Origin of the sequence: Kribbella sancticallisti (genome assembly GCF_039530625.1) — a bacterium.
Classification (GTDB): domain Bacteria; phylum Actinomycetota; class Actinomycetes; order Propionibacteriales; family Kribbellaceae; genus Kribbella; species Kribbella sancticallisti.
In genome coordinates this window covers 1-21,545 of the sequence record NZ_BAAAOS010000002.1, presented here as the reverse complement: position 1 = coordinate 21,545, position 21,545 = coordinate 1, and the positions used below count along the sequence as shown (strand labels likewise).

Below are 21,545 nucleotides of genomic sequence, written 5' to 3'. Positions count from 1 at the left end.
GACCGGGTCGTTGTCAGGGGAGTGGTCAGCGGCGGGTGCTTGCCGGGCCGGATTCGAGCCACTCGAGGATGCTGTCGCGGTGTGCCCCGAGCAGCGGTGGTGCCTCGTGGGTGTGCCGACCGATGTCGTGTCCGCCGAAGTCTTCGAGACGCAAGCTGGGGCCTGGCAGTTCGATGGTGCCCAGGGCGGCGTGTCTCACCGACACGACAAGGTTCTGGCTGCGCGTCTGTGCCCAGGCGTAGACCTCGTCGATCGTCTTGAGCGCTCCGGCTGGGATGCCTGCCGCGGTGAACAGTTCGAGCCAGTGGTCGCGGGAGCCGGTCAGGAGCCGCTGCTCGATCAGCTTGGTCAGCTCGTCGCGATGCCGCAGTCGCGCCGCGTTGGTCGCGAAGCGTTCGTCGGCGGCGTCGAGCCGGAGGATCGAGGCGAGGGTGTGCCACAATGTCTGCGAGCCGATCGCCACCTGGACATGGCCGTCACGACACCGGAAGGCGCCGTACGGTGAGATCTGCGGGTGGTGGTTTCCGCCCGCGCGGCCGATCTGACGGGCGACTGTCCACGCCGTCCCGTGGAAGGCGTGAGCTCCGACCAGACCGGCGAGTAACGACGTCCGGACGACCGATCCTTGGTCGGTCAGTTGACGTTCGAGCAGCGCCGCCAGCACGCCGATCGCACCGTTGAGCCCGGCGAGGATGTCGCCGACGGGAACACCGACCCGCGTGGGGGAATCGGCATCCGGTCCGGTCACGCTCATCAGCCCAGCCTCGCCCTGGGCGATCTGGTCGTAGCCGGCGCGGCTGCCCTCGGGGCCGTCGTGGCCGAATCCGGTGATGGACAGGACCACGAGTCGCGGATTCAACGTCTCAAGCACCGACCCGGACAGGCCGAGCCGGTCCAGGACACCGGGCCGGTAGTTCTCCACAAGGACGTCGGCCCGTCCGATCAGCCGTTTCAGTGTCCGGAGATCCGCATCGTCCTTCAGATCCAGTTGGATCGACTCCTTGTTGCGGTTCGCGGCAAGGAAGTACGTGGACTGCGGCCGGTCCTCCGGCCCGACGAAGGGCGGCCCCCAGGCTCGTATGTCGTCACCGCCGCCCGGGGGTTCGACCTTGATCACGCGGGCACCGAGGTCCCCGAGCATCATCGCGGCGTGCGGTCCGGCAAGGGCTCTCGAGAGATCGACGACCAGGTAGCCGCTCAGCGGGCCGGCGCCGTCGCGGCGCGTGGCTGTGTTCACCGGATCGCCAGGTGGACGTTGACCTGCTTGGTCTGGGTGAATCCCGCGATCATGCCTTCCAGCGAGACTTCGCGGCCGATCCCGCTCTGCTTGTAGCCGCCGTACGACTGGCCGACCATCTGACCGCCGCCCTGGTTGATCTGGACCCAACCGGCCTCGAGACGGTGTGCGGTGTCGACGGCCCGATTGATGTCGTCGCTCCAGATGTAGGCCGCCAGCCCGTAGGCCGAGTCGTTCGCCATCCGGATCACGTCGTCGACGTCGACCCAGGGAATGGCCACCAGCACCGGACCGAAGATCTCCTCACGCGCCAGCCGGAACGAATTGTCGGCGCCGGAGAACACCGTCGGCAGGTGGAAGTAGCCCTCGGCAAGCGGTCCTGTATCCGGCGGCAGACCGCCCAGTTCCATCGTCAGCCGCGGGTCGGACAGACCCTCGTCGAGGTACTCACGGACGGTCGAGAACTGGGTTTCGTTGATGATCGCGCCGATGTCGGAGGCATCGTCCAGTGGATCTCCGACGCGCAGAGAACTCATCCGCTCGACTAGGCGGCCGATCACTTCGTCGTGCACGTCGCGATGGAGAAGGAGCCGGGTACCGGCTGTGCAGCTCTGACCTTGTCTGGTTACGCGCGACGACAGCAGCAGGCCGTCGATGAGCGCGTCAGTGACCTCGCCGGGAAAGACGATCGAGGGACTCTTCCCGCCGAGTTCGAGCGAGACGTGCGCCAGCCGCGATCCTGCGCTCCGAGCGATGCGCCGACCCACTTCGGTCGAGCCGGTGAAGGAGACCTTGTCCACGCCGGGATGGTGCACCAGAGCTTCTCCCACGACGGCGCCCTCGCCGGTGACGACGTTCAGCACACCAGGGGGAAGGACTTGCTGACAGATTTCGGCGAGCATCAGAATCGACAGCGGTGCGTCCTCAGCCGCCTTGAGAACCACCGTGTTCCCTGCCGCGAGCGCGGCCGGCACCTTGAAACCGGCGATCATCAACGGCGAGTTCCAGGGCAGGATCGCGCCGACGACTCCTAGCGGCTCCTGCCGGGTGTACTGCAGTTGTGTCGAGCCGGCAGGCAGCGTGAAGCCCTTGACCTCACCGGCGACCCCGCCGAAGTACCGGAACAGGTCGACGAGGACGGCGACCTCGGGCCGTGCCTGGGTGCGGATGGCGTTTCCGGTGTCCGCGGCGGTGACCTGGGCGAGTTCCTCGGCTTGCTGTTCCACCAGTTCGGCGATCTTCAGCAGCAGGCGTTGCCGGCCGGTGAAGTGCTGGTCCCGCCACAATGGCCAGGCGGCGCGTGCGGCGATGACGGCACGATCGACGTCCTCAGGTCCGGCCTCGGGCACCCGGGCGATCACCCGTTCGCGGGCGGCGGGGGTGGTCACGTCTCTCCATGCGCCGGTCACGCTCTCGACCCGTTCGCCACCGACGAGCATGTGCTTCACGGTTGCCTCGGGCCACGGATCCGCCGCGGCGTCGGACGGCGTCGGGTGGTACGACTGGAGGGATGACTGTGTCGTCATCGGCGGTTTCCTTTTCGACAGAGGGGGTCGTGCTCGACGGCCCCGAAAGGGACCTCAGGACTCTGACTCGAGTTCCTCGGTCAGGCAGTTGAGAAGGAACTCGAAGACGCTCCGCATACGGGGCAGGCGCAGGAGATCCTGATGGATTGCTGCCCAGAACTCGCGGTGTGCGCAGACCTCGTCGGGCAGGAGGCGCACGAAGTCCGGTTCGTCGCGCGTCAGGTACGTAGGGAACATGCCGATGCCCAGACCGCTCCGCACGGCCGCCAACTGGACCAGCGGGCTGGTGCTGCGGAACACGACCCGGTTCGACTGGACGACGTCGGAGAGCCAGCGTAGGGCCTGGATCTCGATCATGTCCTCGACGTAGTCGACGAAGAAGTGACGGTCGAGGTCGGACACCGAGGCCGGTGTACCATGCTTGCCGAGGTACGCGGTCGCGGCGTACAGGTGTACGTTCGCTTGCGCCACCTTGCGTGCGTACAGTTTCGATCCGCTCGGCTGCGAGAGGCTGACGGCGATGTCGGCGTCGCGCCGGGTGAGGTTCGCCAGTTGCATGACGGTGATCAGCTCCAGGCGAACGTCCGGGAACGTGGTGTGGAAGGGAGCCAGAGCCGGTACCACGACCGCGTTGGCCAGGCCCTCGACGATCGCGAGCCGGACCGTTCCCGCCACCCGGCCGCGTTCGCCTGCCGCGCTGAAGATGGTGTCCGCCACGGCCTCCATCTCCTCGGCGCGATCGAGGAGTTCCTGACCGGCGCTGGTCAGGTCGAAGCCCGAGTGCGAGCGATCGAACAGCTTACGGTCCAGGCGCCGCTCAAGTGAGGCGACCCTGCGAAGGACGGTGGTGTGCGCGACGCCCAGCCGCAGGGACGCCTTGGCGAGTGTTCGCCGGCGTGCGAGCTCGAGGAAGTACTGCACGTCGTCCCAGGGCAGCGGCTCCGGACGACCGTCGTTCCCCGGGCTCCCATCCTCCATGCCCCCCATTGTGTGGCGGAACGGGCCGGTTGTCCCGGAACGCCACCAGGTGGCCTCCGGGGACGGCAACCGCTCAGGCGCTCGCGGCAACGAGGAGTTGGTCGACATCGGCCTGGCTCGGGCCTTGGGTTCGGGCGTTCGCGCGGGGCCCGTAGGCGTAGGCCACCATCAGCAGAATCTCGTCGGGGTGCGGGGCGTCGGCCACCGATACGGCCATGCTGTCCATGGCGTCCAGGTCCCAGCCCTCGTCGATCGGCCCGAAGCAGACGTCGATCGGCGTGCCCGCCGGTCCGACCTTGGCGTTGCCCGGGATCAGGACCCGGCCCCGGCGGATCGTCTCCCGCATCGCCATGCCCAGCCTGGCGTGGATCATCGCGGCACCGTGCTCCTTGTCCCCGGCGGTGCCGACCACCACGGCCTTGGCGTAGGCGCGCATGCCGGCCGCATCGCCCAGGCGGTCGAGGACCCGCCGGGTCAGTTCGGTGCCGAGCTGCGCGGAAATACCGACGAGGTCCTCCAGTTCCGCGGTGCTGCCCGGTGAAAGGCACGGATTGGAAATGACCGCGCCTTGGACGACGCGCCGCAGCGGGGGATCCACCTCTCGACCGTATTCGGTCCGGATCTCTTCCTCCAAATAGACCAGCTTGCGAATCAACGCAGTCGCATCCATATTTCGCTCCTTCGAGTTCACTGGGCCGGAGGCAAACGTAGCCCGGCGGCACGAGGCGTGAGAAGGGCCAGAAATGCACGGGGATTTGCGTCGACGCACAGCCGAAATCGGCGCCGTGGCGCGCGCGGTGCTGGCGCCGCGCCTGGCGCGGTGCTCCTGAGGGTGACCGGTACAGCGCAGGCGGTGACGATGGCGCTGCCTCCTCCGCGGTTCAGGGTTCAGGTATGGAAGTGGCGGCAATTCGATGCAACGATCTGTGCAGATGTGACCATTCTCGGTCTCCGCCGGGCGCTGCTAGCTTCAGAGCAACCGATCTCGCCGCACTGGTCGACAATGCCGGCACGGAATGCATGGCGCGTCAGCGTGGCAAATCTTCGCTTGGGAGGACCAATGGGCGTCGACGATTTCCCTGCCCGAACCCGGTCCAGCCGGGTCATGCGGCGACGGGTGTTCTGGAGCAGTTTCGTGGGAACCACCATCGAGTGGTACGACTTCTTTGTCTACGGCCTCGCGGCTGCGTTGGTTTTCGGTGAGCTCTTCTTCCCGAAGTTCGATCCGGTCGTCGGCACGCTGAGTGCCTTCGCGACCTTCGCGGTCGGATTCCTCGCCCGGCCGCTCGGCGGCATCGTGTTCAGTCACTTCGGGGACCGGCGCGGCCGGAAGTCGGCGTTGGTCGGATCCCTGCTGCTAATGGGAACCGCGACCGTCCTGGTGGGGGTCCTGCCGTCCTACGACTCGATAGGTGGGCTGGCCCCTGTCGTCCTCGTCCTGCTGCGGTTCTGCCAGGGCTTCGCGGTCGGCGGTGAGTGGGGTGGCGCGGTGCTGATGGCGGTCGAGCACTCCGAGTCGCAACGTCGTGGCCTGGCGGGCAGTTTCCCGCAGATGGGTGTCCCCGCTGGCCTGATTCTCGCCTCCGGCGCTTTCATCGCGCTCGCCCCGCTCAGCGACGCGCAGTTCGCCGCGTGGGGTTGGCGCCTCCCCTTCCTGGCCAGCGGTGTCCTTGTGGTGGCCGGGCTGATGATCCGGCTGACTGTCGCCGAGAGCCCGGAATTCGAGAAGCTGCGGGCCGCCGGCGGCCCGGTCAAGAACCCGGTGTTCGCTGCGGTGCGCAACAATCCCAAGAACATCCTGCTGGCGGCCGCGATGCGGCAGGAAACCACGATCTTCTACATGGTCGTCACCTTCGCCGTCTCCTATGGAACCGAACAGGTCGGCGTCACCCGCGACGTGATGCTGAACGGGACACTGCTGGCGGCTCTGGCGGCCTTGTTCACGCTGCCCTTGTTCGGTGCGTTGTCCGACCGTTTCGGCCGCCGGACGTTGTTCCGGATCGGCGCCGCCGCGGCGGTGGTCTTCGCGTTGCCCTTCTTCGCCCTGCTGGACACCGGCCAACCGGTTCTCATCTATCTGGCGTTGATCATCGGGCTCGCCGTCGTGCACGCCTTGATGTACGGACCCGAAGCGGCGTTCTTCAGCGAGCTCTTCGGTGCCGAGGTGAGGTACAGCGGTGCGTCGCTCGGGTACCAGCTCGGGTCGGTGGTGGGCGGGCTTGCTCCGCTCGTCGGCGCGAGCCTCCTGCTCGCCGGCGACGGTTCTCCGATCTACGTGATCCTGTACGTCGCGGGGCTCCAGGTCATCACCTTCATCGGCGCAACGCTCGCTCCCGACACTCGCCGGTCCGCATCCAGCTTCAGCACCGACCAGCAGCTCGAGACCACCGTCGCCGACAAGACGGGCCCGGCCTTCACCTGAGAACGCACCCGCTCTCGCGACCTCTTCGGACCAGAAGGAGAACCGATGGATGCCGCAGTGGTACCCGCTTACGGTCAGGCGCCGGAGCTGCGCGAATGGGCAGCATCGGAACCGGCGCCCGGGCAGACGCTGATCCGTAACCTGGCGGCCGCGGTCAACCCGGTCGACCTGGAAATGTCCGCTGGTACCTTCTACTTCGGAGCCCCGGAACCTCCTTACGTAGCGGGTGGAAGGCGTCGGCAGGGTACTTCGCAGCGCAGGCCCCCACCCCTAGGTGGTCGCGTCTGGTACGAGCGGGGGCGGCTCGGTGGGTCCTTCGCACACCTGACCGCGGTCGACGGCGACATCTGGTGGAGATCCCCGGCGAGTTCGACGATGAGGTGGCGGTGACGCTGGGATTCGCCGGCCTCGCAGCTTGGTACGCGCTGGCTCGTCGCGCCCGGCTGCGCCCCGGTCAAGAGGGTCGGGTGTTGGGTGCGGGTGGCGCCATCGGACCGTTCGCCGTCCAGATCGCGACGATCCTCGGTGCGACGTCGGTCGTGGCTGCTGCCCGGAACCCGGCAGCCAAGAGCGCCGCCGACCGGGTGGTCGGCCCTGGCAGTCCTGAACTCACGACGCTGGTCTTGCGAGAACCATGAGGTGTGGTGACGCAGTCGATCCGGGAACGGATCGCACTGCTCTGGCGATCCGGCACGTCGCGTTCGAGGATCTGGGCATTTTGGCTCCGCTGCTGGTCGATCGCGGGTACTGCGTCCGTTACCTCGATGCCGGGGTCGACGAACTGAGCGAGGCGGCAGTGGTGGGTGCTGACCTCCTGGTGGTACTCGGCGGGCCGATCGGCGTGGGCGACGCGGCGCGGTATCCTTTCGTCGGTCAGGAGCTACGCACGATCGCGGCGCGGCTCGCACAGCGCAAACCCACTCTCGGGATCTGCCTGGGCGCGCAGTTGATCGCCGCTGCACTCGGTGCGTCCGTGACGCCTACCGGTCGAATTGAGATCGGCTACGCCCCGATCACTCTCACGCAGTCCGGACGGTCTGGCGCGCTCGCACTGCTCGGCGGCACACCGGTGCTCCACTGGCACGGGGACCAGTTCGAGATCCCGGCCGGCACCGTTCGTATGGCCGAGACACCGGGGTACCCGAACCAGGCGTTCGCCGGGCCGAACGTGCTGGGTCTCCAGTTTCACCTGGAAGCCGACCACACGCAGATCGAGCGCTGGCTCGTCGGTCACGCCCACGAGCTCGCCGTTCACCGGATCGATCCGCGGTCCGTCCGAGCCGATGCGCGTGCCCACGGACCTGAGCTCGCCGTCCGCGCGGGCAAGATCTTCGGAACCTGGCTCACTCAGCTGGATCGGGCGGCGCTTCATTCGACGACTGGCCCGGAGGGTGCCCATTCGACGAGTTCGTGGCGGTAGCCGTCAGGGTCGAGGAGCCAGGAGGTCTTCGGACCGTCCGGGCCGCCGAGGTCGTCGACGGGTCCGGGAGTCGGGCCGGCGGCGGTCAGACGGGTGGTGCGCTCGGCATCAGGGGGCCGCAGACGTGACGTCGCAGCGGCGGCGAGGACACCGAGCGCGCAGATCACCGCGCCGGCCAGGTCGCGGCCGGGGCCGACGAGGCTGGTGACGCGGTAGTGCAGGGACGGCACCAACCGAAGCCGAGCACGCCCCAGGCGATGAGCATGAGGAGGGCGATGGCGGGCTCGGTGCCGCCGACGTAGAGGACGGCGAGCGCCACGACGAGCACCACGCCTGCGACCACGATCGTGCGGGAGGCAGAGCGCGGACGGCCGCCTACCCGGCGAAGGTGCCTGGCGCGTTGGTGGCGCCGTAAGCCAGCAGAAACAGCTGACCGCGGCGCCCGAGATGCCGGTGACATCGGCCAGCTAGACGGCGAGGTAGGTGAGCACGGCGAACTGACTGCCCATGATCAAGAGCTCGACACCGAGCATGGCGAGCACGCGGAAGGTAACGGGGCGAAGGCGTAGCGCGCCTGGGCGCGCAGCCCGCCAATGCCGGAGTGGGAACGGGCGGTACGACGGTGACGGTCATCAGGGCCGCCGCCACTCCGACGATCACGATTGTGAGGAACCCTGCCCGCCAGCCGGCCTGGTGACCGAGCGCGGTGCCGATCGGCACCCCGAGCGCGGTGGCGACAGCGATGCCGCCAAGACGCTCTCGCGCGTCCCGGAGTTGGAGCGGGTATTCGCCATACGGAGGACGTTTGGGAAGCTCTCCGAGGTACGCCGAACTGCTCCGCACCCTGCGCTGCGCGGCCGTCACCTATCAGTCAATGCGACCTGACGGGCTTGCTCGAGGCAGCTGAGATGCGACATGTCTGACTCGCCACGCCCGGCCCTGGCGCGCAGTCTTGCGAGGTCTGCTCATGTTGGATGGCGGTCGTTTGCGGATCACGGCGACGTGTGTCCGTGCGGGCTGTCTATGGGAGGGGCGGTCGTGGCTCAGCTCTTGATGGTCTCCAAGGCGTTGTTGGCAAGTCGTTGGCGGATTCCGCCGCGGGTGGCGCGGGCGGCCGCACTGTCGGGTTTTCTGGCTGCTTGTGCGTCGAAGCTGCCGGCGAACTCGTCTGCGAGTTCGAGTCGGGGATAGGCGTGGATGACGTCGGCGAGGATGGTGTGTGGCCACAGGTTCGCGTTGGTTCCGCCGATGTCGAGGCTGGTCGCGGCCTCGAGCAGGTGACTCTCGACGTCATGTCCTGGGTCGACGGCGTCGCCCATGTGGCGTCGTATCACCTCGCTGAGGCGCTCACGCCGCTGGACGGGCCAGCCGGCGCCAGCCCCGAACACCCAGGCAACGTGCCCGCTTGCGGCCTCGAAGGGCATGCGGTGGGCGTCGAACGGCTCAGCCAGGCCGAGGTCATGCAGCATGGCTGCGACGTACAAGAGTTCTTCGTCAAAGGCCAGACCCCCGTGTAATCCAGCTCCTGCCGCGAAGTAGTAGGACCGTAGACAGTGGTTCAGCATGGCGCGCGAGTAGTAGCGCTCGGCGACTTCGCGGCTGAGGCGCGCGGGAGCCGTGTCGGGTACCGGGATGGCGTCGAGTTGCATGTCGTCTCTTCTCCTGGAGTCTCGTCATGCTCTGGCGAATGGTGCGGGCTCACAAGCCCGACGGCGGAGCCAGGCGTGGCTCACCCTGATGTAGGTCCGGCACGCCAGTCGCTCGACTGAGGGCGGAGCGGCGAAGCGCGGATCGGTCCACGTCGAAGAGTCCCACTGGCCATGGCCTTCGACCGATCGAGAGTGTAAGTTAAAGTGTTACACTTGTCGAGGTGTCCGCCGCCATGCACGGAAGGAAAGTTCCGGAGGCTCGACCGGGTGCATTACTGGAATGGATACTGCCAGCTCTATTGGTGCGATCAGCCCGGACAGGCGCCGTTCCAGCTCTGAGCACTAGTTGGCTCGGTCGGGATAACGATCAGACGCGAGTTGCCACCTGGCCCGTGAGATGAGGAGAGTATGGAGATTCCCGAGGTGTTCCACGGTCTGCTTGCGTCGAAGGCGCTTGCCTTGGTCTCGACGATCGGCAAGCGCGGAGAGCCACAGGCCACACCGTTGTGGTTCCTTTGGGATGGTGAGCGTGTGCGGTTCAGTCTTGTCGAGGGTCGGCAGAAGTTGCTCAACCTGCGTCGTGAGCCGCGGATCTCGGTGGTGGTGGTCGAGCCGACGCGTCCTGGGTTTTACCTTGAATTGCGTGGCCGGATTGATGAGCTCGTTCCTGACTGGGACTGCTCCTTGGAGCGTGCGGTTGCGATGAAGTATGTGGGGGAGTGGACCGACGTCGAGGCCTCCGGCGCGACGCGGTATGCGACGAGCATCCTCGTCGAGCGAATCACCAGCCAACAGGCTGAACCGAGCTGACGCCGACTGACCGCCACGCTGGACTGCGCGGGGCGCCAGGAGACTGACGGACAGCAGGGTGTGCCCGCAGGCACCCGGCAGCAATCTTCAGAATAGAGGAGATAGACTCACTGATATCGAGTCGTCGGCTGCCGGATGTCCGGCGGAGGGTAGGCCTTGAATGGGTGCAGATCGCTTACCGTCGCCTGCGGTCGCGCGGGCCCTCACGGTGCTCGAGATCCTCGTGGAGTCCAACGAAGAGTTGACGCTCACGGCTCTGGCGCGAAAGGCCGAGATCCCCTTGGCCACGTGCGCCTCGATCGTCTACACGCTGGAGCAGCGCGACTATGCGATGCGCCGGGTTGTCGGCCGCAGTCATTTCTGGCACCCCACTCTGCGGCTGTACAGCCTTGCTACGCGCCTGATCAGAAAGGTCGACCTGTCATCTGTTGCCATGCGGGAAATGCGCGAGCTGGCTGACCGCATGGGAATGCCTGTGCACATCGGCGTCCTCACCGGTGCGTCGTTGGTCTATGTTGCCAAAGCTGCCATGCCAGGTTTCATCCAGTTCGATACCTACCCGGGGAAGGTCGCACCCTTCAACCTCACAGCCCTCGGCAAGGCGATCGCGGCCTTCTTGCCGGAGGACGAACTGAAGCCTCTTCTCAAGCAACTGGAACAGGGCCGTGGCCCGAAGGCGCCGCAGGCCACTGTGACAGGGTTTCGCGCTGAACTGGCGACAATTCGCAAGCAGGGATTCGCCTTGGAGGATCAGGAAGAGCAGGCGGACATCGCCTGTGTGGCGGTACCGTTCTTCGATGCCACCGAACACGTCGCGGGCTCGGTCGGTGTGACCGGATTCGCGAAGGACCTGACGCGTAACAATCGTAAGCAAGCGAGGGAAGGGCTCGTCGCCCTCAGCGGGATCATCTCCGAGCGTCTTGGAGCGACTGACGCTGCGGATGTCGTGGGAACCTAGCCGACAGACGTCGTGGCGACTTGGTCCCTGGCGACCGCCGACGAAGCAGAACCTGTCTGTGGTTCTGGTCTGTGTAGCCAGTAGTTGTCGGTTGCGCGCTGGCCGATTTTCAGCTGACCACAGCATTCTGTCCCCGAGATAGCACGTCGAGCACGCCTAACGCGTGCCGCAGGCACGGCGGGCACCGAAGGTCTTCGCAGCTTTCGCGGCGACGGACTGAGTAAGTGTCCGGGCTGCGATTCGTGGCCCGCCGCGATCGCTTGATCTCGGCTGCCACACCTCTGACCGCGATGTCACCCTTTGAGCGCCCCTGCGGTGAGGCCTTTGGTCACTTGTTTCTGGAGCAGGGCGAACAGGATGAGGACGGGGAGAGCGGTGATGATCATGCCGGCAAAGAGGGTGACCCAGTTGGTGCCGTAGTCGGCCGCCTGACCGAGCTGGAACAGGCCGAGCGGCAAAGTCATTTTCGACGGACTGTGGATGAGCACAAGGGCGTAGAAGAACTCGTTCCAGTTGGACAGGAAGCTGATGATCGTCACGGAGGCCAGCCCCGGTCCCAGCAGCGGGAGGATCACCCGGACGAACGTGGTGGTCGGGCCGGCGCCGTCTACTGCGGCGGCCTCTTCCAGTTCGCCGGGCAAGCTTCGGAGGAAGCCGACGAGCACGAAGATGTTGAAGGGCAGGTTGTACGTCGCGTACACCAGGATCAGCCCGATCCTGGTGTCGAGCAGCCCCAGGTCCTGCAGGGTGAGGTAGAGCGGGATGAACGTCACCATCCATGGCACCATCAGGCCCATCAGGAAGACCGCCAGGACGGCACCGTTCAGCCGGAAGGGGATGCGCGCGATCGGGTACGCCGCGAAGGCTGACACGACCACGCCGAGGACGGTAGAGGTGATACTGACAACCACGCTGTTGCCGAAGTACGCACCGACGTCCGCGTTGGTCCACGCGTTCGCGTAGTTCTCCAGATGGAACTCGTCGGCGACGCTCCACGGTCGCGTCCCGAGAAATTCCTGGTTCGTCTTCAGCGAGACGTTCAGCACCCAGGCGAAGGCAGACGCGGCGGAGAAGGCGATGGTGCCCAGGACCAGATAGATCACCAGATGGTGTCGGCGGTATGACGTGGGCTCGTCCTGTGAGGATGGCCTGGTGCGGCCTGCCGGGGGCGTGGCCCGGACTTCAGTATTCAAGGTCATCGCGCTTCAGCACCTTGTTGAGGATTGTCGTGACGGCCAGCATCACCACGACCAGGATGACTCCCATCGCCGCGGCGTATCCGAACTCGGTCTGGTCGATGGCGGTTCGGTACATCAGTGTGCCGACCACCTCGGTCGAGCCGAACGGACCGCCGCCGGTCATGATGTAGATGAAGGCGAACGCCTGCATGCTCTGCACGATCCACAACACCAGCAGGATTCGGAGCAGGTCGTGCAGCAGCGGCATCATCACCGACCAGAACAACCGCCACTCACCGGCACCGTCGACCCGCCCAGCCTCCAGCACCTCCCGGGGCAGCCGCTCGAAACCCGCGGACAGAAGCACGACCCAGATCCCGACGCCTTGCCACACGGTGGTGAAAGCCACCGCGGGCAGGGCAGTCAACGGATCACCCAGCCACTCCCGTGCCAAGCCGCCGAGACCAAGCTCCGCGAGCGCAGGGCTGATCAGGCCGAGCGTCGGGTGGTATACGAACTTCCACATCAGCGCGACCACCGCTGCGGACAGGACCACCGGGGCGAACACCACGAACCGGAAGAACCGTTCACCGCGGATCGGCTGGTTCAGCGCCCAGGCGATCCCCACCGCCGGCGGGAACAGCATGCAGCCACCGACGAAGGTGAACAGGAAGGTGTTCTTCAGTGCGCTGCGGTAGTCCGGATCGGACAGCAGGGCGGTGTAGTTGGCGCTGCCGACATACCTCGACGCGCCAGTGCGGGTCCAGTCCGACAGTGAGATGCCGACCGTCCGTGCCAGCGGGTAGAGGAAGAATATCGCCAGCAGGACAACGGCGGGCAGCAGGAACGGGATGATGATCCGCCGCTGGGCGATCCGATGCATGTCAGTTCTTGTGGACGCGTCGAAGCGCGATGATCCGCCGCTGGGCGATCCGATGCATGTCAGTTCTTGTGGACGCGTCGAAGCGCGACGTCCAGCCGCTTCAGCGTCTCGTCCGCGTCCTGCTGGCCGAAGAGCAGCCGCGCGATTTCGGCGTACACGGGTTTACCGGCCTTGCTCTGGCCCAGACCGAACTCGCGCGGCTGCAGCGACTCCGCCGTGGACAGCACCGCGTCGATACCCGGAACACCTGGAGGACTGGGAACACCGACCACCGCTGAGACCTCACCGATCTCGTTGGCTCGCTTCGTCTGGGTTTCTACACTGGTCAGCCGGTTGACCCACTCCAGGGCCAGCGGGATATCCGGACTCTTGGACGCGATCGACACATTCTGCAGGGCGGCCATCACAGCGCCCTGGTCTCCGGCCGCTCCCGCCACCTTCGGGAACGCGAGTACGCCGAGCTCGAAGTCCTTCGGGATCACATCCTTCATCTCGCTGACCAGCCACGATCCCATCAGAATCATGCCGGCCTTACCCTGGAAGAACTGTGCTTGCGCGGCAGTGAAGTCGGTGCCCTTGAACCCCGTCAGGAAGGCGTTCTTGTCGCGCAACTCCTGCAGCATCTGCAGGCCCTTCAAGAAGCCGGGGTCGTCGGTGATGTGGCCGTTTCCCTCGGTCAGCACGGCGCGGGCCTTGCCGTACCCGACAGTCCGTAGCCAGAGATGGTCGCTCCACATCCCCATGTACGGCTCGAACAGGCCAGTGAGCGCGATCGGGTCGACGTTCTTCGCCTTCAGCGCGTCGGCGGCCCTCAGCAGGTCGTCCCAGGTCGCGGGCGGCTTGACTCCGAGGTCCTTGAACATCTTCGCGTTGTAGAACAGGACGTGAAGGGACAACTCGGACGGGACCGCGTAGATCTGCTTGGTCTCCGGATGCTCCATGAACTTCCGCACAGTCGGGCTGTATCGGTCCAGCCACGGCTTGCCGGTCCCCGGATCCTCCTGCTTCAGGTACGGCGTGAGGTCGACCAGCGCACCGTCATCGGCCCACGCACGCAGGTCGGGGATGGTGCCGTCGAACATGGCGTAGTCCAAATCCGGCGGTTCACCTGCGCGCCACCGCTGCTCGATTCCTGGCCGTGCCTCGGTGTTGGCGAACGTCAACGTCACCTCGGAGCCAGGATGATCCTTCTCCAGCCCGGCGCCGACGTTCTCCAAGAACTTCAGGCCGGGTGTGCCCTTGGCCGACAGGACGCCGACCTCCAGCTTTCCTGGCTTGACCTGGTCACGCCAGGACGCCGCGTCCGGGCCTTGCGTTTCAACGCTACTGCTGCCGCTGCAGCCTGCGGCAAGCACCATTGTGAAGGCGGCTACCAGAGCCGCGCGCCTCATCATCATCGGAGTGCTCCCTTTCCAGGGCAGGGGAGGAGGGCGGCGAGCGCCGAGGATGCGGTCGCCCATTGCGGCTCCTTCGGTATCCAAGAGTCGGTCGGTCGGCGGCAAAGGTCGCTGGTGAACCGATCGCACCATCTCCGACCATCATTCGAAATAACAGATTTAAATTCAGCTACGCGAATCGTATGAGGCGATGGGTGACTGACGCAAGGGCCGATTGTGGCACCGCCCGATGCAAGCGCTGACGGTCAGCGGGTGGCGGCCTGCAGCCGTTGCCGCCCGGTTTCCGCTCCGGGCTTGAGATCATCAGGTCACGGAAGTGGATTGCGATTGCGGACGCCTCGCGATGACCTCGATCTCTACCAGGATCGTCCCGAGACGGGCGCCGGCCGTGAGCCGAGCCGGATAGGGTGGCTCGAAGAATTCGGGAAAGACGGCGTCATAGGCATCCCAATCGCGGTCTGGATCCTCCAGGAACGCGGTGATCTTGACGACCTCGTGGAGCGTGGCGCCCGCTTCGGCTAGCACCGCTCGCAGATTCCGCAGGGTTTGCCTGGTCTGTTCTGCGACATCGCCGTCGCCCACGATCGCGCCGGTTGCCGGATCGACCGGCCCGAATCCAGCCGTGAAGATCAGATCGCCCGCGATCCGGGCTTGTGAGTAGTGCCCGCGTGGACGCGGCGCGGTCGTAGTGTCGACTGCCGGGAGATTCCGAGGAAGAGACGTCATGACGAGAGAGGTCCTGTTCTGAGGTGGTCGGCCTGCGGTTCACAGGTCATCGGACTGGCCATCTTGGTCGCCGAGGATTCCGGGTGGTCGTCGGCGCGAGCGCTGTCGTGGGCTGGCATCGAGCGACGCAGGAAGGACGCGACGGCGGCCCATGGCGACGACGATGGGGGCGACGAGGTTCAGTGGTCCTGGTTCGTCCCTGCCGAGAACGCCGGCCCGCGTGCGGTGGTGGCTGAGACGAGCCGATGGTGACGCTGCTTTCCGGGCCGGCCGTGGACAGTGTGACCTGGCCCGCCCACTCCGAGAGGTGGACTTGAGCAGATTGACGCCATTGCCCATCCGAAGTCGACCCGGCAGCCGTTCCAACATCACTTGGTGCTCCTCCGCCCTGCCGGCCGCCCGGCCGATGTCCTGTTCTGGTGGCGCTCCCGTCCGCCCGGGACATATGATCATACAGATATCTGGATCTATATCTATAATGTCGAATAATGGGAGATGATGTCCGTGGAGCACCTCAAGGAGGGTTGGCCGGAGCGGGTCCAGCGGGCGCAGGAGGTGATCGACACCGTCAGCCGGATTCTGTCCGACGTCGAGCGCGAGGGGCTTCCCGCGATCCGCCGGTACTCCGAGCAACTGGACAACTGGAGTCCTGAGTCGTTCGTCGTGTCCGCGGACACGATCAAGGCCGCGGCCACTTCCGTGAACGAGGAGCTGGCGGGGCACCTGGAGTTCGCCCGTGGCCAGGTGGAGGGATTCGCGAAGCTCCAGCGGGCCACGATGACTGATCTGGAGGCGGAGACCAGGCCTGGTGTGATTCTCGGGCACAAGCACCTGCCGGTCAGCCGCGTCGGGTCGTACTCTCCCGGCGGACGGTATCCGCTGATCGCGTCGTCGATCATGACGGTTACAGTTCCGAAGGTGGCTGGGGTGGACATCGTGGTGGCGATGGCGCAGCCCCGGGACGGCGGCGGGATCTACGGACCGCAGCTGTACACGATGGACCTTGCCGGGGCTGACGTGATCGCCTGCCTCGGGGGTGTGCAGGCGTTCGCCGCTCTTGCCTTCGGCTTCGAGGACGTCCAGCCGGTGGATCTCGTGGTCGGTGCAGGGAACGCGTACGTCGCAGAGGCGAAGCGGCAGTTGTTCGGGATTGTCGGGATCGATTTGCTCGCCGGGCCGACGGAGGTCGCCGTGATCGCGGACGAGACGGCCGACCCGCGTCTGGTGGCGGCGGACCTGCTCGGTCAGGCCGAACACGGCTTCAACAGTCCGGCGCTGCTGGTCACGACCGACCGCGCGTTCGGAGAGGCCGTCATCGCCGAGATCGACCGGTGGCTTTCCACTGACTGGCCCACCGTCGAGATCGCGGGCGGCGCGTGGCGTGAGCACGGCACGGTGGTGGTCTGCGAGTCGCGGGAGGAGGCCGTGAAAGTGTCGGACGCCTATGCCCCGGAGCATCTGGAGGTGCAAACGGGCGACGACGACTGGTACGCGGAGAACCTGCGCAACTACGGGTCGCTCTTCATTGGGCCCGAGTCCACGGTCGCCTTCTCGGACAAGTCGATCGGCACCAACCACGTCCTGCCGACCGGGCGGGCGGGTCGCTACACCGGTGGGCTATGGGTTGGGAAATTCCTCAAGACCGTCACCTACCAACGACTCACCACTGCAGGTGCTGCCTCGATCGCTCCGTCGACAGCGGCGATCTCCGATGCCGAGCTGATGTACGGCCACGCCCTGACCGCCCGCCTCCGCCAGCCCTGATCCGTCGCTCACGTCCGAGGACCGGAGGAATGTTCCTCCAGTCCTCCGATGATGCGGCACATGGCGTGGCCTCCGCCGCCGCGGGGTCAGCCCAGGTGGGGCAGGAGATCGGTGAAGTCTGCGAGGAAGCGGTCGATCATCCGGATCTCCTCGGCGTCGAGGCGGTGAGCCGGTTCGCGGCAGTACGCACTGACGAACAGTCCGCGGCGGACCGAGATCACCTTTTCTGCGGCGATGATCCGCTCGGTGTCGAGCATCCAGTAGGAGATGTAGGGCAGCAGTCTCCGGTGCAGCTCGAACCCGGACTCCACCTCGGCCGGGTCCGGCGAGGTCAGCCGCCGCCAGATATCGACGTACACCTCGGTGACCGAGCAACCGGGTTGCGTGCCGACGGCACCGCGGCGCACTGCGTCCGGTAGCTGAACGCCGGCATAACCCTCGACGGCGAGGAGTGGCGGGGTCCGTGCCGCGAGCTCGGCGATCAGCGGGCCGGGTGGCGAGGACTCCACCTTTACCAGGCGGAGGTTCGGATGCTTGGCCTGGATCTGACCGATTACGTCCGCATCCAGAACCGTGCCGGTCTCGACCGGAGCGTACTGCAGCACGACCGGCACCGGGTCGACCGAGTCCAGTACCGCCTCGATGTGCTGTACGAGGGCCCGGCGGGACGGCGAGAGAAAGTGCGGCGGAAGCAAGTTGATCAGGTCGGCGCCGGCGTCGACCGCGGTCCGGGCCCGCCGTGCGGCCAACTGGGTCGCGTGATCCTGGACGGCGATCACCGCTGCGACGTCCGGCCGGCTCCGGGTCTGTGAGAGCAGGATCTCGGTCAGCTGCCAGCGCTCGTCCTCGGACAGCTTGTGGAACTCCGAGGCGAAGCCCGGGAACATCATGCTGGTCACGCCGGTGGACAGCACGTAGCGCACCACCCGGTCGAAGCCGCCGTAGTCGACCTCACCCGACTCCGTGAACGGTACTGCCAGCACGGGCGACACGCCCCGCACCAGCAACGACGCGTCGGTCTGGATATCCACAGTCATTTCGGGCTCCCCTCGAGCAGTTCGGCGAGGTTTCCGCCGAGAGCCGCTGCCTTGTCGTCCGGGCTGATCGGCCAGTCCCGGATCCGGTCCAGTTCTGCCACCGGCACCGTGTATGGGGAGTCGGTGGAGAACACCAGTCGCCCGGCTCCGATCGCGGGTTCGCGAGCGAATCCGGTCAGCACGGTGTCCCAGGGCGCGTACGCGGTGTCGCCGTACAGGTTCGGTGCGTACTGCAGGGCAGGCACGGCGTCGATCCAGAAGTCGGTCGCGCCGCTCTTGCCCATCAGTACGGGTAGCTCGGGTCGCCGACGAGCCACAGTCGCGAGCGGCAAGGGGAGCGCGGTCGGCGGCGTGCCGGTGCGGACGTAGGCGAACCAGCCGGACTCGGCCGCGAAGTCCAGTAAGGGATCGAGGAGCCCATCGAGCAGATCGAATCCCTGCAGCACGGAGTCCACGGCCAGGGCGACGGCTCCCGCGTCGCGGGCCCGGTCCAACTCGTCGACGGCCGCCTTACCGCGCCACGGATTGGCCACCGCGTACGGCAACAATCGCTTCGACTGGTGGTGAGCGGCAACTGTCGCCTCGTTTCCCGCACGGTTGTCGTAGGCAATACAGTGCTCAGCCGGGGCGACCAGCGCCATGTCTATGCCGAGTAAATCCATCGTCGCGAGCAACCGGTCGACCGGCAGGCTCGCGTCCCGGCTGTCACCGATCCGGACGTGCGCGTCGATGATCATGCGGGTAGCTCCAAACCGAGCGCACCGAGCGCGTCCGCGTGCACGATCTGCTGGATCACCTCGTCCGGAACCCGTGGCAGCTTGGTCCCCTCGAGCATGTTGTTCACGGTCCACAGCCCGGCGATGGCCTCACCGGTGTTGGCGATCGGGAAATCCGAACCGAGCAGCAGCTTGCCGGCGCAGCCCCACTCGACCGCGTTGATCAGCGACTGGTACAGCACCCAGGGCCGCAGGTAGATCGACGACACGTCCGCATACACGTGCGGATGCTTGCGGATCGTCACCACCGTCTCCCGGCTCCACGGATGACCCATGTGTGCCATCACGATTCGCAACTCAGGGAATCGCAGCGCCACCTCGTCCGTCACCAGCGGATAGGTGTATCGCAGCGGCGCGTGGCGCATCGGTGAAGCACCCTGGTGAAACAGGATCGGCAGGCTGTGCCGTTGGCAGTACTCGTAGAACCGCAACGCGGCTTGACCCAGCGGGTCGAAGTCCTGATAGTTCGGCCCAAGCTTGACGCCGACGAGACCGAGGGAGCGGGCCCGGTCTGCCTCCTCCAATGCGCCGGGCCGGGCCGGATTGACCGACATGAACCCAATCCGCTTCGCCGGGTTGTCCGCGACGAACTCGGCGGTCGCGTCGTTGCACCGCTCAGGAGGATAGGACAGGCCGGTCGCCGCGAGTGGATCGTCGACGGCGATGTTGAACACGATCGTCGCGTCCGCGGCTGCCATCGCCTCGTCGTAGTCGGCCCACGAGTTCGTCGTCACCACCGGTCGGTCGGTCCGCCAGTTCTCGTACACCCGGCGCTCCTCTGCGGGCACCGCGAACCGATGCGTCGGGGTGTGGGTGTGCACGTCGACGATCATCGGAACTCCCGTAGCAGGTCATCTCGCACAGTAACTCCCAGTCCTGGTTCACTGCTGAGCCGCACGCGCCGGCCATCGCTGTCGAGCGGTTTCGCCAGTACGTCCTCGGTGTAGTAGTGCGCGCCGATGATGTCGCTCGGAATCGCCGCGAGCCGAGGGATCGCGGCTGCTACGTGAAGCTGTGCCGCGGCGCCGAGCCCGAGCTCGCCGTTCGACCCGATCACCACCGCCAGCCCGAATGACGCAGCCAGCGCGGCCATCCCGACGGCCCGACCCGGGCCGGCCGACTTCCCGACGTACAGGCTGATGACGTCGGCTGCGCCGGCCTCGATCACCCGAACCAGATCGGCGGTGCCGAAGACCGACTCGTCGGCGACGATCGGCGGGCCGAGCCCGCGGAGGTCTGCGAGACCGGCAAGATCATCTCGCTGGAGTGGTTGTTCGACGAAAGCGACGCCTAGTCGGTCGAGCGCCTGGATTGCCCGGACTGCCTCTGCCCTCGACCAGCCGCCGTTGGCGTCCGAGCCGAGGAACACACCGTCGCCGACCAGCGCACGGGCCTGGTCGAAACGCGCCACGTCCGTCGGCACCCCCAGCCCGACCTTCACCTTGAACGCGCCGAACCCGGCCGCGCGGGCAGCGTGGTAGGCCCGCTCGAGGTCAGGTCCGTCGCCGGACAACGACAGCTTGATCGGGATCTCGTCACGATAGGGACCGCCCAGGGCCACGGCGAGCGGGACATCCAAGGTCCGGGCGTACGCGTCCCACAAGGCGATAGATAGCCCTGCCTTGGTGAACGGATTGCCGTGCAGCACCTTATCCATCAGCTCATCCGCCGCGCCGACCGGTGTCAGCGCAGTGCCGATGAGGGCCGGCGCGAGAACCGAGCGGATGAAGTGGTCGGCGCTGGCGCCGTCCTCGCCGCTCCACAGGGGCGTCGCGCTGACCTCGCCGTACCCCTCAACGCCGTCACTCGTGACCACACGGACCAGGAGGAACTCTGAGCGCTCGTGTGCACCCTTGGCGCCGCGTACCATCAGGTCGGGGTGCGCATCGAGGCTCACATGGGCGGTGTGGACAGCCCTGATGGTCGGCCTCATGCCGCTGCGCCGAGGAGTCGCGCCGGGTTGTCCACGAGCATCGCCTGCCGCTGGGCGTCGGTGATACCCCAGCCGTCGATCTCCTTGACCCGGGCCACGGCATAGTCCTGACTCGGCTTGTCCGAAAGCCCCGCATCAGTACCGAAGAGCACCTTGTGCGGCGGTGCCTCGGCGAGGATCCGGCGAGCTGCGTACGGCGGGGTGCCGCAGAGGCAGAGGTAGAGGTTGTCGGTCTCCTGGGTCATGGCCAGCGACTCGCGCCAAAGGTCGTGCAGACCACCGTGGCCGAGCACCACCGGCAGCCGCGGGTGCCGCCTTGCCAGGGCCGCGATCTGGCCGGCAGTCGAGTACGGCGGGGTGCCGTCGTGGCTGAGCAGGATCCCGCCGGTCTCGGTGATCACCTCGCAGATCGGGTCCAGCGCCACCTCGTGCATGCTGAATCCTTGTAGCCAGGGGTGCAGCTTCAGGCCACGCAGGCCGAGGTCGGTCACCATCCGCTCGGTCTCGGCCAGCGCGCCGTCGCGGCGGATGTTCACCGTGCCGAATCCGACCAGCCGGTCCGGGTGCGCCTGGACGAAGGCGGCGAGCTGGTCATTCGCCTCCGGGGTTGCGTTGAACAACCCGTCATGGCTGAGCACCACCGCTTGATCGAGGCCGGCCGAGTCCATGAAGGTGACGAACTCATCGGCGCCGAACGGCGTCCCGGCCAGCCAGGTCACTGTCTCCCAGGCCGGGGTGTGGGTGTGGAAGTCGATCACAGTGCCTCCGCCAGCTCGATCAGGCGACTGCTGAGTGTGGCCGCGAGCAGGTCGAACCATTGTTTGCCTTTGTCCTCCGAGCCGCGCTCGGGA

Annotated in this window: 21 protein-coding genes; 6 read left to right on the top strand and 15 right to left on the bottom strand. The window is 66.5% G+C overall.

The features are described 5' to 3' along the window. Positions 1-25: 25 nt before the first annotated feature. The 4 genes from ABD255_RS00885 to ABD255_RS00870 form a co-directional block, all read right to left on the bottom strand. Positions 26-1,237 (bottom strand): CaiB/BaiF CoA transferase family protein, encoded by a 1,212-nt coding sequence (locus ABD255_RS00885; protein ID WP_344208654.1) that lies wholly within the window; start codon positions 1,235-1,237, stop codon positions 26-28. Then, positions 1,234-2,763 carry an aldehyde dehydrogenase family protein gene (locus ABD255_RS00880; protein ID WP_344208652.1) on the bottom strand — a complete coding sequence of 510 codons (1,530 nt, stop codon included), beginning with the start codon at positions 2,761-2,763 and terminating at the stop codon, positions 1,234-1,236. Before ABD255_RS00880 ends, ABD255_RS00885 begins: the two co-directional genes overlap by 4 nt. Before the next feature lie 54 nt (positions 2,764-2,817). After that, entirely contained in the window at positions 2,818-3,741 is a 924-nt protein-coding gene (locus tag ABD255_RS00875; protein WP_344208650.1) for a LysR family transcriptional regulator, read from the bottom strand. 73 nt (positions 3,742-3,814) lie between these two features. After that, complete coding sequence (locus ABD255_RS00870; protein ID WP_344208647.1) at positions 3,815-4,411, bottom strand: amino acid synthesis family protein; 597 nt, start codon at positions 4,409-4,411, stop codon at positions 3,815-3,817. Between the two features lie 465 nt (positions 4,412-4,876). Between ABD255_RS00870 and ABD255_RS00865 the strand changes: the two genes are divergently transcribed. From ABD255_RS00865 to ABD255_RS00855, 3 genes are all read left to right on the top strand, one after another. Beyond that, entirely contained in the window at positions 4,877-6,163 is a 1,287-nt protein-coding gene (locus tag ABD255_RS00865; protein WP_344208645.1) for an MFS transporter, read from the top strand. 350 nt (positions 6,164-6,513) lie between these two features. Beyond that, the gene (locus ABD255_RS00860; protein WP_344208643.1) at positions 6,514-6,801 is read left to right on the top strand and encodes an MDR/zinc-dependent alcohol dehydrogenase-like family protein; all 288 of its coding nucleotides are present in this window, start codon (positions 6,514-6,516) and stop codon (positions 6,799-6,801) included. Next, positions 6,798-7,583, top strand: coding sequence for a glutamine amidotransferase (locus ABD255_RS00855; protein ID WP_344208641.1), 786 nt, complete (start codon positions 6,798-6,800; stop codon positions 7,581-7,583). Before ABD255_RS00860 ends, ABD255_RS00855 begins: the two co-directional genes overlap by 4 nt. Here the strand turns inward: ABD255_RS00855 and ABD255_RS00850 are convergent. Continuing rightward, on the bottom strand, positions 7,532-7,813 hold the full coding sequence (locus tag ABD255_RS00850; protein ID WP_344208639.1) for a VOC family protein: 282 nt from the start codon (positions 7,811-7,813) through the stop codon (positions 7,532-7,534). The genes ABD255_RS00855 and ABD255_RS00850 overlap by 52 nt on opposite strands. An 813-nt stretch (positions 7,814-8,626) precedes the next feature. Then, positions 8,627-9,232: an HD domain-containing protein gene (locus ABD255_RS00845; protein ID WP_344208637.1), complete on the bottom strand. Its 606-nt coding sequence runs from the start codon at positions 9,230-9,232 to the stop codon at positions 8,627-8,629. Between the two features lie 408 nt (positions 9,233-9,640). On the opposite strand from ABD255_RS00845, the gene ABD255_RS00840 reads away from it, so the two are divergent. Together ABD255_RS00840 and ABD255_RS00835 are read left to right on the top strand one after the other, a co-directional pair. Then, positions 9,641-10,042, top strand: coding sequence for a TIGR03618 family F420-dependent PPOX class oxidoreductase (locus ABD255_RS00840; protein ID WP_344208635.1), 402 nt, complete (start codon positions 9,641-9,643; stop codon positions 10,040-10,042). A 160-nt stretch (positions 10,043-10,202) separates the two neighbouring features. Beyond that, complete coding sequence (locus tag ABD255_RS00835; protein ID WP_344208633.1) at positions 10,203-11,000, top strand: IclR family transcriptional regulator; 798 nt, start codon at positions 10,203-10,205, stop codon at positions 10,998-11,000. Between the two features lie 293 nt (positions 11,001-11,293). On the opposite strand, the gene ABD255_RS00830 is transcribed toward ABD255_RS00835, so the two are convergent. The 4 genes from ABD255_RS00830 to ABD255_RS00815 all read right to left on the bottom strand — a co-directional run bounded on the left by ABD255_RS00830 (position 11,294) and on the right by ABD255_RS00815 (position 15,184). Continuing rightward, positions 11,294-12,103 (bottom strand): carbohydrate ABC transporter permease, encoded by an 810-nt coding sequence (locus ABD255_RS00830; protein ID WP_344208631.1) that lies wholly within the window; start codon positions 12,101-12,103, stop codon positions 11,294-11,296. A 79-nt stretch (positions 12,104-12,182) separates the two neighbouring features. Beyond that, complete coding sequence (locus ABD255_RS00825) at positions 12,183-13,061, bottom strand: carbohydrate ABC transporter permease (RefSeq protein WP_344208629.1); 879 nt, start codon at positions 13,059-13,061, stop codon at positions 12,183-12,185. A 59-nt stretch (positions 13,062-13,120) separates the two neighbouring features. After that, positions 13,121-14,458 carry an ABC transporter substrate-binding protein gene (locus tag ABD255_RS00820; RefSeq protein ID WP_344208626.1) on the bottom strand — a complete coding sequence of 446 codons (1,338 nt, stop codon included), beginning with the start codon at positions 14,456-14,458 and terminating at the stop codon, positions 13,121-13,123. A 303-nt stretch (positions 14,459-14,761) separates the two neighbouring features. Continuing rightward, a complete protein-coding gene (locus tag ABD255_RS00815; RefSeq protein ID WP_344208624.1) occupies positions 14,762-15,184 on the bottom strand; it encodes a RidA family protein in 423 nt (140 codons plus the stop codon). A gap of 498 nt (positions 15,185-15,682) precedes the next feature. On the opposite strand from ABD255_RS00815, the gene hisD reads away from it, so the two are divergent. Further along, positions 15,683-16,948 carry a histidinol dehydrogenase gene (hisD, locus tag ABD255_RS00810; protein WP_344208622.1) on the top strand — a complete coding sequence of 422 codons (1,266 nt, stop codon included), beginning with the start codon at positions 15,683-15,685 and terminating at the stop codon, positions 16,946-16,948. Between the two features lie 86 nt (positions 16,949-17,034). On the opposite strand, the gene ABD255_RS00805 is transcribed toward hisD, so the two are convergent. Genes ABD255_RS00805 through ABD255_RS00785 form a run of 5 tightly spaced genes read right to left on the bottom strand, consistent with a single transcriptional unit; the run spans position 17,035 to position 21,452 of the window. Then, positions 17,035-17,985: a dihydrodipicolinate synthase family protein gene (locus tag ABD255_RS00805; protein WP_344208620.1), complete on the bottom strand. Its 951-nt coding sequence runs from the start codon at positions 17,983-17,985 to the stop codon at positions 17,035-17,037. Then, positions 17,982-18,722 (bottom strand): amidohydrolase family protein, encoded by a 741-nt coding sequence (locus tag ABD255_RS00800; protein WP_344208618.1) that lies wholly within the window; start codon positions 18,720-18,722, stop codon positions 17,982-17,984. The genes ABD255_RS00805 and ABD255_RS00800 overlap by 4 nt, the downstream gene beginning before the upstream one ends. Continuing rightward, positions 18,719-19,594 (bottom strand): amidohydrolase family protein, encoded by an 876-nt coding sequence (locus ABD255_RS00795; RefSeq protein ID WP_344208616.1) that lies wholly within the window; start codon positions 19,592-19,594, stop codon positions 18,719-18,721. Before ABD255_RS00795 ends, ABD255_RS00800 begins: the two co-directional genes overlap by 4 nt. Further along, positions 19,591-20,658: a mandelate racemase/muconate lactonizing enzyme family protein gene (locus tag ABD255_RS00790; RefSeq protein ID WP_344208614.1), complete on the bottom strand. Its 1,068-nt coding sequence runs from the start codon at positions 20,656-20,658 to the stop codon at positions 19,591-19,593. The genes ABD255_RS00795 and ABD255_RS00790 overlap by 4 nt, the downstream gene beginning before the upstream one ends. Before the next feature lie 32 nt (positions 20,659-20,690). Further along, positions 20,691-21,452 (bottom strand): amidohydrolase family protein, encoded by a 762-nt coding sequence (locus tag ABD255_RS00785; protein ID WP_344208613.1) that lies wholly within the window; start codon positions 21,450-21,452, stop codon positions 20,691-20,693. Positions 21,453-21,545 lie beyond the last annotated feature (93 nt).

Coding starts and splice junctions, on each gene's coding strand:
- ABD255_RS00825 (WP_344208629.1), bottom strand. CDS start 13,061: ATGCATCGGATCGCCCAGCGGCGGATCATCATCCCGTTCCTGCTGCCC.
- ABD255_RS00820 (WP_344208626.1), bottom strand. CDS start 14,458: ATGATGATGAGGCGCGCGGCTCTGGTAGCCGCCTTCACAATGGTGCTT.
- ABD255_RS00805 (WP_344208620.1), bottom strand. CDS start 17,985: ATGACTGTGGATATCCAGACCGACGCGTCGTTGCTGGTGCGGGGCGTG.
- ABD255_RS00880 (WP_344208652.1), bottom strand. CDS start 2,763: ATGACGACACAGTCATCCCTCCAGTCGTACCACCCGACGCCGTCCGAC.
- ABD255_RS00875 (WP_344208650.1), bottom strand. CDS start 3,741: ATGGAGGATGGGAGCCCGGGGAACGACGGTCGTCCGGAGCCGCTGCCC.
- ABD255_RS00800 (WP_344208618.1), bottom strand. CDS start 18,722: ATGATCATCGACGCGCACGTCCGGATCGGTGACAGCCGGGACGCGAGC.
- ABD255_RS00795 (WP_344208616.1), bottom strand. CDS start 19,594: ATGATCGTCGACGTGCACACCCACACCCCGACGCATCGGTTCGCGGTG.
- ABD255_RS00815 (WP_344208624.1), bottom strand. CDS start 15,184: ATGACGTCTCTTCCTCGGAATCTCCCGGCAGTCGACACTACGACCGCG.
- hisD (WP_344208622.1), top strand. CDS start 15,683: ATGTCCGTGGAGCACCTCAAGGAGGGTTGGCCGGAGCGGGTCCAGCGG.
- ABD255_RS00845 (WP_344208637.1), bottom strand. CDS start 9,232: ATGCAACTCGACGCCATCCCGGTACCCGACACGGCTCCCGCGCGCCTC.
- ABD255_RS00835 (WP_344208633.1), top strand. CDS start 10,203: ATGGGTGCAGATCGCTTACCGTCGCCTGCGGTCGCGCGGGCCCTCACG.
- ABD255_RS00855 (WP_344208641.1), top strand. CDS start 6,798: ATGAGGTGTGGTGACGCAGTCGATCCGGGAACGGATCGCACTGCTCTG.
- ABD255_RS00870 (WP_344208647.1), bottom strand. CDS start 4,411: ATGGATGCGACTGCGTTGATTCGCAAGCTGGTCTATTTGGAGGAAGAG.
- ABD255_RS00840 (WP_344208635.1), top strand. CDS start 9,641: ATGGAGATTCCCGAGGTGTTCCACGGTCTGCTTGCGTCGAAGGCGCTT.